Source organism: Rhodococcus sp. WAY2 (genome assembly GCF_009859915.1).
Taxonomy (GTDB): domain Bacteria; phylum Actinomycetota; class Actinomycetes; order Mycobacteriales; family Mycobacteriaceae; genus Rhodococcus_F; species Rhodococcus_F oxybenzonivorans.
In genome coordinates, this window is the sequence record NZ_CP046572.1 from 6,414,850 (window position 1) to 6,428,444 (window position 13,595).

Sequence of the window (13,595 nt, forward strand, 5' to 3'; positions counted from 1 at the left end):
ATGCGCGCATCGGCCCGAGTTCGAACCCGACACCACCGCGCTGCGGCGGTGTCGGGCGCCGGCCTGCTCGCCACCGTCGTGCTCGCGGGCACGCTCGTCGGATGCTCCGACGAGGGGGAGCAGATCCCGTCCATCGGGTACGCGATCGACAGCACCGTTACCACCTACAACGCCGGAACCGTGGCCGGCTCGGTGTCGGGGGCACGGCAGGCGTTCGCCCGCGTGCTGCCCGGATTCACCTATACCGGGCCGGAGGGTGGGCCAGTGGCCGACACCGACATCGGCACGGCCAACGCCGTGCCGGGGGACGCGCTGACGGTGCAGTACAAGCTGAATCCCAATTCGGTGTATTCCGATGGAGTTCCGATGTCCTGCGATGATCTCGTGCTCACCTGGGCCGCGAACAGCGGGCGGTTCACCCGACCCGGCGAGGCAACGGTTCCGCTGTTCGATGCGGCCAGTACCGCCGGCTACTCGGACATCGACCGTGTCGACTGCCAGACTGGGGCAAAGGAAGCCACGGTGACCTTCAAGGCGGGGCGAAACTTCACGGATTGGCGGTCGCTGTTCGGGGCGACGTCGATGATGCCCGCCCATGTGGTCGCCCGCGCCGCCGGTGTTCCCGACCTTGTTGCCGCCGTTCAGAATTCGGACAACGAGGCGCTCGCCCGGATCGCAGACTTCTGGAACGACGGATGGACGATGACGCCCGGCGAGCTCGATCTCGCCCTCTTCCCCGCGTCCGGGCCTTACAAGGTCGAATCGTTTTCCGCGGACGAAGGCCTGGTGCTGGTGGCGAACGACCGCTGGTGGGGAAATCGTCCCGCCACCTCCCGAATCGTCGTGTGGCCCAAGGCGGCCGATTTGGCTGCGCGCATCGCAGACGAGTCCGTCGAGGTGGTCGACGTGGCCACGGGATCGGTCCCGGACATCGAACTCGGCGGCTTCGACGTGACAGACGTGCCCTCGCGCAGCGTCGAGCAGTTCGTGCTGTCCACGTCGGGGCTGTTCGAGACCCCGGCCGGGCGCCGCGCCTTCGCCTCCTGCCTGCCCCGCGAGGAGTTGGCCGCGGAATTCGGAAAGGCCGCGGAGGACGGTGCCGCCGCGGCCTCCGTCGACACCCGGTTCACGGCACCCGACAGCCTCGTGTACGAGTCGGTCGCGGCAACCGCCGGTGGCCGGTACGAGACGTCGGATACGACCGCAGCCACTGCGGCGCTGGCCGAGACCGACAACACCGCGGCCACCGTGCGGATCGGATACCTGGGACCCGATCCGCGCCGTGCCGCGATCGTGGCTGCCGTGGCCGCGGCGTGCGCCCCGGCCGGAATTACCGTGCAGGACGCGGGGTCCGAAGAGTTCACTCCGTCGATGCTGCGAGACGGACAGGTGGACGCGCTGCTCGCGGGAACGGCGTCCGCTCCGGGCGCGGCCGGGACTGCGGCGCCGACTACCTCGATGTACGCACTTCGCGGCGGTAGCAGAAACAACTTCGGGGACTATGCCAACAGCCGGGTGGACCAGATCGTCGATCAGCTCGCGGTCGACAGCTCCACCGCAACACAGCTGGCCTTGTCCACCGAGGCCGAGAACATCCTGTGGTCGGAGGTGCCCACCGTGCCGTTGTTCAATCAGCCTCGCACCGTCGGGTTCGCAGCGGGTCTGGAGGCCGGAACGGTCAATCCGACGCGTTCCGGCGCCGGATGGAATATGGACAGGTGGGTTCTGCGGCGGTGACCGACACTTCTTCCGCACATGACGTCGTCACCCGGCTCACCCGGTGGGCGGACGACTTTCCCGAGCCTGGGGTGCGGTTCGCGGACCTCACGCCCGTCTTCTCCGATGCCACCGGATTCCGCGTCGTGGTCGATGCGCTGGCCGCATGCGCGCCGGATGCGGAGGTGATCGCCGCCGTCGACGCGCGAGGATTTCTTCTCGGCGGCGGGGTCGCACGGGAGCTCGGCTCCGGCGTGGTGGCGGTGCGCAAGGCGGGCAAGCTACCGCCGCCGGTGCTCGCACAGTCGTACACCCTCGAATACGGTACGGCGACGCTCGAAATCCCTGCCGACTCCCTTAAATTGGACGGCCGCTCGGTGCTCGTCGTCGACGACGTCATGGCCACCGGTGGGACGATCGAGGCCACCGCTCGCCTCCTCGAATCGGCAGGTGCCGTAGTGATCGGTGTGGCGGTGGTTCTCGAGATCGCGGCCCTCGGTGGCAGGACGCGGCTCGGAAAGTACCCGCTCACGTCCCTCGTCACGGTCTGAGTACTAAAGTTGTGCCTGGTGGTGCCGAAAGGCCCAGCTAACCAGTGGTAGGAGGTGACGGCATGACTTCGAATCTCGATCGGTCGCAGAACGCGAAATCCCCTTCGTCTGCACAGTCCGATGCCGAGTCACCTGTAGCGGATCCCGCTTCCGGCAACAGCCGCGGAGCGCAGGGATTCGCCGTTCCGGCGTCTGCATCGCGCCGGGTACGAGCGCGACTCGCCAGGCGTATCACGGGGCAACGGAACGCGACCATCCGGCCGGTTCTCGAGCCCCTCGTCAGTCTGCATCGCGAGCTCTATCCCAAGGCCGATCTGGCCCTCCTCCAGCGCGCGTACGACGTCGCCGAGGAAAAGCACGCCAGTCAGAAGCGCAAATCCGGTGATCCGTACATCACCCATCCACTCGCCGTCGCGAGCATCCTCGCCGAGCTCGGCATGGATACGACCACTCTGGTCGCGGCGTTGCTGCACGACACCGTCGAGGACACCGGGTATTCGCTCGCTCAGCTGACCGAGGAGTTCGGCGACGAAGTGGCGCACCTCGTCGACGGCGTCACCAAACTCGACAAGGTCGTTCTGGGTAACGCGGCCGAGGGTGAAACCATCCGCAAGATGATCATCGCGATGGCGCGCGACCCCCGCGTGCTGGTGATCAAGGTGGCGGACCGCCTGCACAACATGCGGACCATGCGGTTCCTGCCGCCCGAGAAGCAGGCTCGCAAGGCACGTGAGACTCTCGAGGTGATTGCCCCGCTGGCGCACCGGCTGGGAATGGCGACCGTCAAGTGGGAGCTCGAGGACCTGTCGTTCGCGATTCTGCATCCCAAGAAATACGACGAAATTGTGCGGCTGGTCGCCGACCGGGCGCCGTCGCGGGATACGTACCTGGCCAAGGTGCGCGCGGAAATTAACGCCACCCTGACGGCGTCGCGTATCAACGCGGTGGTCGAAGGCCGACCGAAGCACTACTGGTCGATCTATCAGAAGATGATCGTCAAGGGGCGCGACTTCGACGACATCCACGACCTGGTCGGTGTGCGGATCCTCTGCGACGAGGTCCGCGACTGCTATGCGGCAGTGGGTGTGGTGCATTCGTTGTGGCAGCCCATGGCAGGCCGGTTCAAGGACTACATCGCGCAACCCCGCTACGGCGTCTACCAGTCGCTGCACACCACCGTGGTCGGGCCCGAGGGCAAGCCACTCGAGGTGCAGATCCGCACCCACGACATGCACCGTACCGCCGAATTCGGGATCGCAGCGCACTGGCGGTACAAGGAGACCAAGGGCAAGCACTCCGGTGATGTCGCCGAGGTCGACGACATGGCGTGGATGCGGCAGCTCCTCGACTGGCAGCGTGAGGCCGCCGATCCAGGCGAGTTCCTCGAGTCTCTCCGCTACGACCTCGCGGTCAAGGAGATCTTCGTGTTCACCCCCAAGGGGGACGTGGTCACGTTGCCCGCAGGGTCGACGCCCGTCGACTTCGCCTACGCAGTCCACACCGAGGTCGGGCATCGCTGTATCGGCGCCCGGGTCAACGGGCGGCTTGTCGCCCTCGAGCGCACCCTCGACAACGGAGAAGTGGTGGAGGTCTTCACCTCCAAGGCGGTCAATGCGGGCCCCAGCCGCGACTGGCAGTCGTTCGTGGTGTCCCCGCGGGCGAAGACGAAGATCCGGCAGTGGTTCGCCAAGGAGCGCCGGGAGGAGGCGCTCGAGAACGGTAAGGACGCGATCGCGAAGGAAGTGCGACGCGTCGGTCTCCCGCTGCAGCGACTGATGAACGCCGAATCGATGGCGGCCATCGCACACGAACTCCACTACACGGACGTGTCGATGCTGTACACCGCGGTCGGGGAAAGCCACGTGTCTGCGCAGCACGTGGTGCAGCGACTGGTGGCCCACCTCGGTGGTGTCGGAGACGTGGAGGAGGAGCTGGCCGAGCGGGCCACGCCGTCCACCATGCCGATGCGCCCGCGCAGTACCGGCGACGCCGGTGTCCTGGTGCCGGGAGCGGAAGGAACCGTCGCGAAGCTCGCCAAATGCTGTACGCCGGTTCCGGGCGACGAGATCATGGGCTTCGTCACCCGGGGCGGCGCGGTCAGCGTGCACCGGACCGACTGCACCAACGCCGGGTCTCTCCAGGAGCAGTCCGAGCGCATCATCGAGGTCCAGTGGGCGCCGTCACCGTCCTCGGTATTCCTCGTTGCCATCCAGATCGAGGCCCTCGATCGGCACCGGCTGCTCTCCGACGTCACCAAGGCTCTTGCGGACGAGAAGGTGAACATCCTGTCGGCGTCGGTGACGACGTCGGGTGACCGGGTGGCCATCAGCAAATTCACCTTCGAGATGGGCGACCCGAAGCATCTCGGCCACGTGCTGAACGTCGTCCGGAACGTGGAGGGCGTCTACGACGTCTACCGGGTGACCTCCGCCGCCTGACAGCTCCGCCCTGTCCCGCATGCACGAACGGGACGTTCGTTCGGTTAGACCGAACGAACGTCCCGTTCGTGCATGACGGGGTACGGGACCGGGCGCCGGAAAGTCGGGCGGTCAGCCGACCTTCGCGGTCTCGATCTGAACCGGGGTGTTCGGCTTGCCGCCGCCCGCGGACATGGAGCCGTCGTCGCCGTCGGCCGCCACCTTCTCGACCGTTGCGAGGCCCTCCTCGGAGATCGAACCGAACACGGTGTAATTGGGCGGGAGCACCGAGTCGGCGTAGACGAGGAAGAACTGGCTGCCGTTGCTACCCGGCTGTCCGCTGTTCGCCATCGCGACAGTGCCGCGGGGGTAGACCACCGGCTCGGCCAGCGCCGGATCGTTGCCCGCGAACGCTGTTTCGGGATATTCGGTGTCGAACCCGTAGCCGGGACCGCCGGTGCCGACGCCGCTCGGATCACCACATTGCAGGACCTGCAACCCTTGTTCCGTCGTCAGGCGATGGCACGGGGTGTCGTCGAAGTATCCCTGCTCGGCGAGGCTCACGAAGCTGTTCACCGTGCACGGTGCCTCGGCCCGATCGAGGGTCAGACCGATGGGGCCGGCGCTGGTGGTGAGGTTCACCGCGACGGTGCCTGCGGTGGACACACCGGTGGCGGACGGGGCGGTGACGTCCTTGGCGGGTGGTCGACCCGCCGGGTACGAGCAGTCGACGGTTGGCGCGGCGGGTGCGGGGACCGGTGGCAACGTGCCGAATCGAGAGAGGTCGAGCGACTGCGCCGCGGCGCTCGTGGGGGATGCCTTCGAGGTGCCGGTTGCCGAACCGCCGGAGTCGGACGAGTCCGAACAACCGGCGAGGAGGACCGCGAGGCCCACGCCTGCGACGAGAATCGAGGTGCGTTTCATCGGTCCATCCTCACATGTGGCGGCCTCAGTCCATCCGGACGGACTTGATGTCGATCGGCAGGTTCGGCTTGCCGCCGCCCGCCTGCATCGAGGCATCGTCACCGGCGGCCGCGACCTTCTCGATGGTGGCGAGGCCGGTCTCGTCGATGGTTCCGAAAGCGGTGTACTGCGGAGGCAGCTGGGAATCGGCGTAGACGAGGAAGAACTGGCTGCCGTTGCTGCCGGGCTGGCCGCTGTTGGCCATCGCGATGGTTCCGCGCGGGTACGTGACGGGAACCTGCAGCGACGGATCGTCGGCGGGGTACTGGTCGGTGGGGAATTCGTTCGTGAAGCCGTAACCGGGTCCACCGGTACCGGAACCGGTCGGGTCACCACACTGCAGCACCTTGAGGCCTTCGGAGGTGACGAGCCGGTGGCACGGCGTGTTGTCGAAGTAGTTCTGGCTCGCGAGGCTGAGGAAGTTGTTGACCGTGCAGGGGGAGTCGGCGTTGTCCAGCGTCAGTCCGATATTGCCCTGGGTGGTCTCCACGCTGACGCTGACGTCGCTGACCGTGGTGTCGATGTCCTCGGTGCGCGGCGGGTTCACCTGTCTGGCCGGCGGCTGACCGTCCGGGGTGTAGGTGCACGACACCTTCTCGGGGAGCGGCTCGGCGCGTCCTGCGGGCATGACACCGGGCGACTGGGGCGAGGCGGACACCGAGTCGGCGGAGGCTTCGGTCGTGTCGTCGTCACCGCTGGTGAGGGCGAAAACGACCGCGCCGGCCGCCACGACGAGCACTACACCGAGCACCGAACCGGCAATGGTCAGCTGCTTGCGCTTGCGTGCTCTGTTCGCGCGGCGCTCGAGTTGACGCTCGAGCTTTCGTTTCGCTGCTTCCCGGCGCTGCTCGTTGCTCGGCACTGCGGTGGTCCTCCCGTATCGGTCTTCTCTGGCAGTCGGTCGATATAGCAGTTGGTCGGTGTGATCTACCCCCGGCACACGACCTCCAGAGTGTGCCATCCAAACCTGAGAACGAGCTGGCGGGGCGGCAGCTTAGGCTGTAGCGACTGCAATGATCACTCGAACAGGAGCGTCGCGCGTGCTCGTCACAGGATTTCCGGCCGGGATGTTCCAGACCAACTGCTACATCCTCGCCCAGGACGATGCCCGCGAGTGCGTCGTCGTCGACCCCGGTCAGGATGCTGCCGGCCCGCTGATCGACTTTCTCGCCCAGTCGAATCTCACACCGACGGCGGTGCTGCTCACACACGGTCACCTGGACCATGTCTGGAACGCGCACGAGGTGTGCGACAAGTTCGGCATCCCCGCGTACATCCATCCCGGGGACCGGTACATGTTGTCCGACCCCGGACGGGGCATCGGGCCGACGATGAAACCGTTCATCGAGGGGATGGATTTCGTGGAGCCGAGCGAGGTGATCGAACTGTCGGACGGCGATCACATCGAGCAGGCGGGCATCTCGTTCGTCGTCGATCACACTCCGGGGCACACACAGGGTTCCGTGGTCTTCCGGACCCGGGTCGAGCAGGAGACCGGTGGGGTCGAGCTCGCCCTCACCGGGGACACCCTCTTCCAGGGATCGATCGGGCGCAGTGACCTGCCCGGTGGCAACCACGAACAGTTGTTGCAGTCGATCGCCGACAAGCTTCTGGTCCTCGCCGACGACACGGCGGTGCTGCCCGGGCACGGCGGATCGAGTTCCATCGGGGCCGAGCGCACATCCAACCCGTTCCTCGTTGGACTCCCGGGCTCGAAGTAAGGAAAAGTAGCGACAGTGAGTAAAGCCAGCACCTTCTCCGCCCCCAAGGGCGTTCCCGACTACGTCCCGCCGCAGTCCGCCGAATTCGTCGCGGTCCGCGACGGGCTCACCCGCGCTGCGCGACTGGCCGGCTACGGCCACATCGAGCTTCCCATCTTCGAGGACACCGGACTGTTCGCGCGAGGTGTCGGTGAATCGACGGACGTCGTCAGCAAGGAGATGTACACCTTCGCGGACCGGGGTGATCGATCGGTGACCCTGCGCCCCGAGGGGACCGCGGGCGTGATGCGCGCTGTGATCGAGCACGGTCTCGACCGGGGCCAGTTGCCGGTCAAGTTGAGCTATGCCGGTCCGTTCTTCCGCTACGAGCGTCCCCAGGCGGGACGTTACCGACAGCTGCAGCAGGTCGGGGTCGAGGCCATCGGTGTCGACGACCCGGCCCTGGACGCCGAGGTCATCGCAATTGCCGACGCCGGGTTCCGGGGTCTCGGGCTCGAGGGGTTCCGGCTGGAGATCACGTCACTCGGTGACGACACCTGCCGGCCCCAGTACCGGGAACGTCTGCAGGAGTTTCTCTTCCGCCTTCCTCTCGACGAGGAGACGCGTCGCCGCGCCGAGATCAATCCACTGCGAGTTCTCGATGACAAGCGCAAGGAGGTGCGGGAGATGACCGCGGATGCGCCGCTCATGCTCGACCACCTCTCGGATACCGCGAAGGCGCATTTCGACGAGGTCCTTGCCCACCTCGACGCATTGGGCGTGCCGTATGTCATCAACCCGCGGATGGTTCGCGGCCTCGACTACTACACGAAGACCACGTTCGAGTTCGTGCACGACGGTCTCGGCGCGCAGTCGGGCATCGGCGGCGGCGGACGCTACGACGGCTTGATGGCGCAACTCGGCGGTCAGCCGTTGTCCGGCATCGGTTTCGGGCTCGGCGTCGACCGCACCGTCCTGGCGCTGGCTGCGGAGGGCAAGACGGCGGGGTCGACCGCCCGTTGCGAGGTTTTCGGGGTTCCGCTGGGTGACGAGGCGAAGGCGAAGCTGGTGGTGATCGCCCAGCAGTTGCGCGCGCAGGGCATTCGGGTCGATCTCGCCTACGGCAACCGTGGCGTGAAGGGCGCGATGAAGGCCGCGGACCGTTCCGGTGCCGCACTCGCACTCGTGCTGGGTGACCGTGACATCGCCGAGGGCACCATCGGGATCAAGACTTTGGCCACCGGTGACCAGGAATCGATCTCGGCGACCGATGTCGTCGCGCACGTCGGAGCGATCCTTGGCGCCTGAGCACGATCCGCCGGTGTCACTCGACCTCGTCCCCATCGAGCTGATTGCGCCGCGCCTCAGGCGGGTCGCGATGATCGCCGTACTGATCGGCGTGGTCGTCGGTGCCGTGCTGAGCCTCTTCACTCCGTTGTGGCTGGCCGTGGTGGTGGGTGGTGTGATCGCCGTCCCTACCGCCCTGTCGGCGCTCGTCACCCTGCGCCGCAAGGTCGTGCTGGAACGCGGTGTCATTTTTTCGACCGGGGGTGTGCGAACCCGTCACGTCGATGTCACGAAGGCGGTCGCGGTCGAGGTGGTGGTGCGCTCGGCTCGGGTCAGCGAAGTGAGTGTCCGCATCACCGATTCCGACGGCGTTCTCGCGGTGCCGTTGGCGTTGTACACCACTGACGGCGGCCGTGAACTGGACGTGCTGGGGCTGCGGAAGCTGGCCGACGCACTGACCACGAGCGAACTGGTGGCGGCCGCAGCGATCGCCTCGGTGCTCATCGAGCAGTTACGTGCCGAGGCGCGCGACGCCGCGCTGACCGAGCGCCCGTTGTTCCGGGCGGTGGAGTTGGTACGTGCAGCCGGACGAGTCCCGATGACCACGCTCACCGATCACGAAGTAGCAGCGCTCGTCGAGTAGACAGACCCAGGTGGGGCGGCAGTGCCTCCTCCCCACCTGCGGCTGTCAGTTCCTGGCGTCGATCTGGCCGTCGTCGAGTTCTTCGCCGCCGATGACGGCCGGAGCCACCATTGGGAGGTCGCCGACGAAGGCGTTGCTGTCGCCCGCGTTCACGAGGTAGCCGGGTGTGGTTCGGCCGCTTAGCTGTTCGTCGCCCCCGCGACCAGCCCCCGCCATTCCTGCGCCGCCGCCCATCGCGCCCACCGGCCCGCCGGCTGTTCCCACTCCGGTCGTTGTCGACGTGCCGAGTGCTCCTGGCGTGCCCGTGGCAGCCGGAGTCGCCACACCGGCAGCGCCTGGCGGAACGGAACCGGCCACCGGTGCGCGCGGCACGGAAGCGACGCCCCCAGAAGCTGTTCCGCCGCCGGCGCCGTACATGCCGATTCCGGTACCACCTGCGATGCCCACCGAGCCGGGGACACCGTGCGCTGCACCGGCCGGCGCGGGCGAGCCGGACCTGGCCGCGACGGAGTCGGCGGACACGTCACTGGGCGACACACTCGCGGCTTGCGTCGTGGCCGAGACGAGTTGATCGAGGCTGTCGGTGACTGTGGAGACCATCGGGGCACCGACGCTCTCGAGCACAGTGCTCGCGACAGCAAACGGTGATGTCGCCGCTGCGGCGGACGGTCCGGGCGGCGGCGGCGGTGGCACGGGCACCGGTGCCGCGAGGCCGTTCATGGTGAGGGTCTGCTCGTTCAGCTCGGTTCGTGTCTGCGTGACCACTCCGATCGCGGCCTTGATGTGTTCGGCGGCCGACGCGAGAAGCATCGCCTGCCCGGGCGGCGTCATCACCATCGGTGCTGCAGCGACCGCGGTGGACGCGAATGATTCGGAGATGGTCATCAGATTTGCGTTGCCACGGGCCACCGAAGCAGCGGCGGTCTGGGTGGTCCCGGAAATCTGCGTGCCGCGCTCGCTCAGTTCTGCGCCGCTCACCTGAGCCTGCTGTCCCTGGACCTGCGCGGCCTGCGCCGCCTGGCTCTGCCAGATCTGATCGAGCGCCTTCAGTCCTGACATGCTCAGCGACATGGCCTGGTCGATCAGTCCGGAGGACATGTCGAGCACCGATGTCGGATCGACGGAGCCGAACGTCCCGGTACCGAAGGCACCCGCAAGGTCGGTGAGTGGCTTGAACAACTCGTCGATTCCCGGCAGTCCGGGCAGGCCTTGTCCCTGGAGGAGGGCCTCCACCGGATTGGGCGGCAACGGCGGAAGAGCAGGCAGCGGTGGGAGTTCGGGCAGCGACGGCACGCCGATCGGGGTGTCGAGTAGCGGGCCGAGCGGCGAACTCTGCAGTGCCTCGAGCGGCGTGCTCGGCAGAGGCGTGTTCACCGCCGCACCGAACGCGGAACCTTGCAGCAGATCCAGGATCGACGGGTGCGCGATGTCGCCGGCGGGCTCGGGAGACGTCACGCGAGGTCTCCGATGGTTCCGCTGATGTCTCCGAGGGCGCCGCCGTTGGCGTCGTCGACGGAATCGTAGGAGTCTGCGGTGGCCCCGGACGCGACAGCGGTGTGCGCGTAGTGGGATGCGAGTTCGGCGACCGACTTGGCGTGGTTGCCCTGCGCCACCGCGAAGGACGCGAGGAAGTCGGCTCCGATCGGACCGAACACCGGCGCCAGCGCGGCGAGGTCGGCACCGAGGTCGATCGCTGCAGCACTACTGATCTGCTCCGCGGCCTGCGCCGCCGTCGCACCGTAACGCCGAATGCCGTCTGTGACGACGAAGACATCGCTCAAGATAACCCCCCAGGTAGTAAGCGTTCGCCAGACTTTATCTCACAGATCCGACGCCGGCGGCGGAAGGTCGCGGGAGGTGCCACCTGCCGTGTGGTCGAGGAGAATCCGCGACTGCGCTCGGATTTCGTCGAGTGGCTGCGACCATCCGAGTGCGCGCAAGCAGGCGTCGGCGAGGAGGGCAGCGGCATCGGTGTTCTCGGGTGTCGGTACCGCTCCGCTTTCGACGTCCGCCCGGGTGGCGATAGCGCTCTCGACGATGCGAAAAGGGAGATCGGTGAGGCCGGGTGCTGATTCGGTGTCGCCGGCCGTGATCTCGGTGAGCGCCTGTTCGGCGCAATGCTGATAGTGCGAGCGCAGAAGAGTGCGTTGGGCCCGGAACGGGGCGAAGCGTTCGGTGCGTAGCTCGGGCAGGAGGTAGAGGGCTCCGAGATTCCAGCGCGTGCCGGTGAGCTGGGTGACGTCGTAGGTGGCGAGTGCGTGCAGGCGTACGACGGCAGGCGCATCGATCTTCTCGAGGACTCGGGCGGCGGCGAGCGCGGGCGACACTGTTTCCTCGAGGAGCGCCACCAGGATCTCCTCCTTGTTGGCGAAGTGGTGATAAAGCGATGCCTGTCTTATGCCCACCATGTCGGCGATCTCGCGCGTGGAGGTGGCGGCAAAGCCCTTGGTGGTGAACAGCTCTCCGGCGGCGTCGAGTATCTCCTCGGGCGTCGTCCGACCCGGCCTGCGTTGACTGGTCAGTCGCGGTCTTCCCGGCCCGGTGCTCACCTACTCATGATGTCAGGTCGGTTTTCCACGCCACCGTGGACACCCGCCGTGAGCTTTTCGTCATACCTTCGAAACGTTCGCAACGATCCTGTTACGGCGGGGGCCGATCTGTATACGTCCGCGTCACCCATCCGGTCGGGCGCGAGAGAAAACTATCGATCGACAGATATTGCTCTCGCCGAAGGAGAAGGCCCTTGAGTACACCTACGAGGACTGCGCAAGTGCCGTCCGCACCGGTACTTGCACCTCCTGTTCCGACCGGGGCCGGGAGAATCGACGACTCCGGCGACCTCGGTAAATTCGGCTACGAGCAGCAACTGCACCGGAAACTGGGGAAGTTCGCTTCGTTCGCGGCCGGTTTCTCCTTCGTGTCGATCCTCACGACGATCTTCCAATTGTTCGGTCTCGGTTTCGGATTCGCCGGACCGGCGTTCTTCTGGACGTGGCCGGTGGTATTCGTCGGTCAGTTCATGGTGGCGCTCAACTTCGCCGAATTGGCTGCTCGGTATCCCATCTCCGGTGCCATCTACCAGTGGTCGCGCCGGATGGGCGGGGAGGTGGTGGGCTGGTTCGCCGGCTGGTTCATGATCCTGGCGCAGATGGTTACGGCCTCGGCCGCGGCGATCGCACTGCAAGTGGTGCTTCCGAACGTGTGGAGCGGATTCCAGATCATCGGCGAAGACAGCACGTTGACGTCCGCCAGCGGTGCCGCCAACGCGGTCCTGCTCGGATCGGTCCTGCTGGTACTCACCACCTTTATCAACTGCATCGGTGTGAACTGGATGTCGCGCATCAACAACATGGGTGTCACGTGCGAGATCGTCGGAGTCGTCGCTGTGGTCGGCATGTTCTTCACGCACGCGCAGCGGGGACCGCAGGTCGTACTCGACACGGGTGCGGCGGGCACCGACTCCGGATACGGCTGGGCCTGGATCGTCTCCGGCCTCATGGCCGCCTACGTGATGGTCGGGTTCGGTTCGGCGGGCGAGCTCGCGGAGGAGACGCGGAACCCGCGGCGGGTGGCCCCGCGCACGATCCGGCTGGCGCTGTCTGTCTCGGCGCTCGGTGGTGGCCTGATGATCATCGGCGCGCTGATGGCGGCTCCGAGCTTGACCGACGGACGCCTCGCCGCGGAGGGTCTGCCGTACGTGTTGTCGTCGATTCTCAGTTCGCCTTGGGGCACATTGCTTCTGGCCGATGTCGCGGTCGCCGTGTTCGTCTGCACACTCGCCATTCAGACCGCGGCGTCGAGGTTGGTGTTTTCCATGGCCCGCGACGGTCGGTTGCCCGCCTCGCAGGTGCTCTCGAAGGTGAACGCGCGCACAGGAACTCCCATCGCCCCGTCCGTCCTCATCGGTGTCGTCTGCATCGCGATCCTCGCGGTGAACGTCGGAAACTCCGCAATATTCGCCACCTTGTCGAGTGTCTGCATCATCCTGATCTACCTCGCGTATCTGATGGTCACGGTGCCCCTCCTGGTCCGCCGCCTGAAGGGCTGGCCGCACGGTGGCCCGCAGGTGGACGCGGACGGCCGGAGTTTATTCTCGCTGGGACGACTCGGCCTACCCGTGAACATTCTGGCTGTCGGCTACGGCGCCCTCATGGTGGTGAACCTCTCGTGGCCGCGAGCCGAGGTCTTCGACCCGAGCGGTGCCTACCCGCTTCTGCGGTGGGCCGCACCCGTCACCGTCGCCGCTGTGATCGCACTCGGAATTCTGTGCTTCCCGCGCGGCCGCAGCACCCCCAACCCCGTCACGATCGGAGCCTGA

At 66.8% G+C, this 13,595-nt stretch carries 12 protein-coding genes; 7 read left to right on the plus strand and 5 right to left on the minus strand.

Translation table 11 applies throughout. The features are described 5' to 3' along the window. The 3 genes from GFS60_RS28970 to GFS60_RS28980 all read left to right on the plus strand — a co-directional run bounded on the left by GFS60_RS28970 (position 1) and on the right by GFS60_RS28980 (position 4,705). Positions 1-1,737 carry an ABC transporter substrate-binding protein gene (locus GFS60_RS28970; protein WP_159926469.1) on the plus strand — a complete coding sequence of 579 codons (1,737 nt, stop codon included), beginning with the start codon at positions 1-3 and terminating at the stop codon, positions 1,735-1,737. Beyond that, positions 1,734-2,267, plus strand: coding sequence for an adenine phosphoribosyltransferase (locus GFS60_RS28975; RefSeq protein WP_201453474.1), 534 nt, complete (start codon positions 1,734-1,736; stop codon positions 2,265-2,267). The genes GFS60_RS28970 and GFS60_RS28975 overlap by 4 nt, the downstream gene beginning before the upstream one ends. Positions 2,268-2,329: 62 nt before the next feature. Continuing rightward, the gene (locus GFS60_RS28980) at positions 2,330-4,705 is read left to right on the plus strand and encodes a RelA/SpoT family protein (protein WP_109330548.1); all 2,376 of its coding nucleotides are present in this window, start codon (positions 2,330-2,332) and stop codon (positions 4,703-4,705) included. Between the two features lie 111 nt (positions 4,706-4,816). On the opposite strand, the gene GFS60_RS28985 is transcribed toward GFS60_RS28980, so the two are convergent. Further along, complete coding sequence (locus GFS60_RS28985) at positions 4,817-5,608, minus strand: peptidylprolyl isomerase (RefSeq protein ID WP_159926473.1); 792 nt, start codon at positions 5,606-5,608, stop codon at positions 4,817-4,819. Between the two features lie 25 nt (positions 5,609-5,633). Next, positions 5,634-6,509, minus strand: a complete 876-nt coding sequence (locus GFS60_RS28990) for a peptidylprolyl isomerase (protein ID WP_159926475.1) — start codon at positions 6,507-6,509, stop codon at positions 5,634-5,636. Between the two features lie 178 nt (positions 6,510-6,687). On the opposite strand from GFS60_RS28990, the gene GFS60_RS28995 reads away from it, so the two are divergent. The 3 genes from GFS60_RS28995 to GFS60_RS29005 are packed head-to-tail and all read left to right on the plus strand — an operon-like array spanning position 6,688 to position 9,277. Then, entirely contained in the window at positions 6,688-7,368 is a 681-nt protein-coding gene (locus tag GFS60_RS28995) for an MBL fold metallo-hydrolase (protein ID WP_201453475.1), read from the plus strand. 15 nt (positions 7,369-7,383) lie between these two features. Continuing rightward, positions 7,384-8,655 (plus strand): histidine--tRNA ligase, encoded by a 1,272-nt coding sequence (gene hisS, locus GFS60_RS29000; protein WP_159926479.1) that lies wholly within the window; start codon positions 7,384-7,386, stop codon positions 8,653-8,655. Further along, entirely contained in the window at positions 8,618-9,277 is a 660-nt protein-coding gene (locus tag GFS60_RS29005; RefSeq protein ID WP_159926481.1) for a hypothetical protein, read from the plus strand. The genes hisS and GFS60_RS29005 overlap by 38 nt, the downstream gene beginning before the upstream one ends. Positions 9,278-9,322: 45 nt before the next feature. Here the strand turns inward: GFS60_RS29005 and GFS60_RS39965 are convergent, their stop codons facing one another. From GFS60_RS39965 to GFS60_RS29020, 3 genes are read right to left on the minus strand one after another with little or no spacing between them, the layout of a single operon-like run. Beyond that, positions 9,323-10,732 (minus strand): hypothetical protein, encoded by a 1,410-nt coding sequence (locus GFS60_RS39965; RefSeq protein ID WP_159926483.1) that lies wholly within the window; start codon positions 10,730-10,732, stop codon positions 9,323-9,325. Then, positions 10,729-11,058: a type VII secretion target gene (locus GFS60_RS29015; protein ID WP_159926485.1), complete on the minus strand. Its 330-nt coding sequence runs from the start codon at positions 11,056-11,058 to the stop codon at positions 10,729-10,731. The genes GFS60_RS39965 and GFS60_RS29015 overlap by 4 nt, the downstream gene beginning before the upstream one ends. Positions 11,059-11,097: 39 nt before the next feature. Then, positions 11,098-11,826: a TetR/AcrR family transcriptional regulator gene (locus GFS60_RS29020; RefSeq protein ID WP_159926487.1), complete on the minus strand. Its 729-nt coding sequence runs from the start codon at positions 11,824-11,826 to the stop codon at positions 11,098-11,100. Positions 11,827-12,047: 221 nt separating this feature from the next. Between GFS60_RS29020 and GFS60_RS29025 the strand changes: the two genes are divergently transcribed. Then, positions 12,048-13,595, plus strand: coding sequence for an amino acid permease (locus tag GFS60_RS29025; RefSeq protein ID WP_201453665.1), 1,548 nt, complete (start codon positions 12,048-12,050; stop codon positions 13,593-13,595).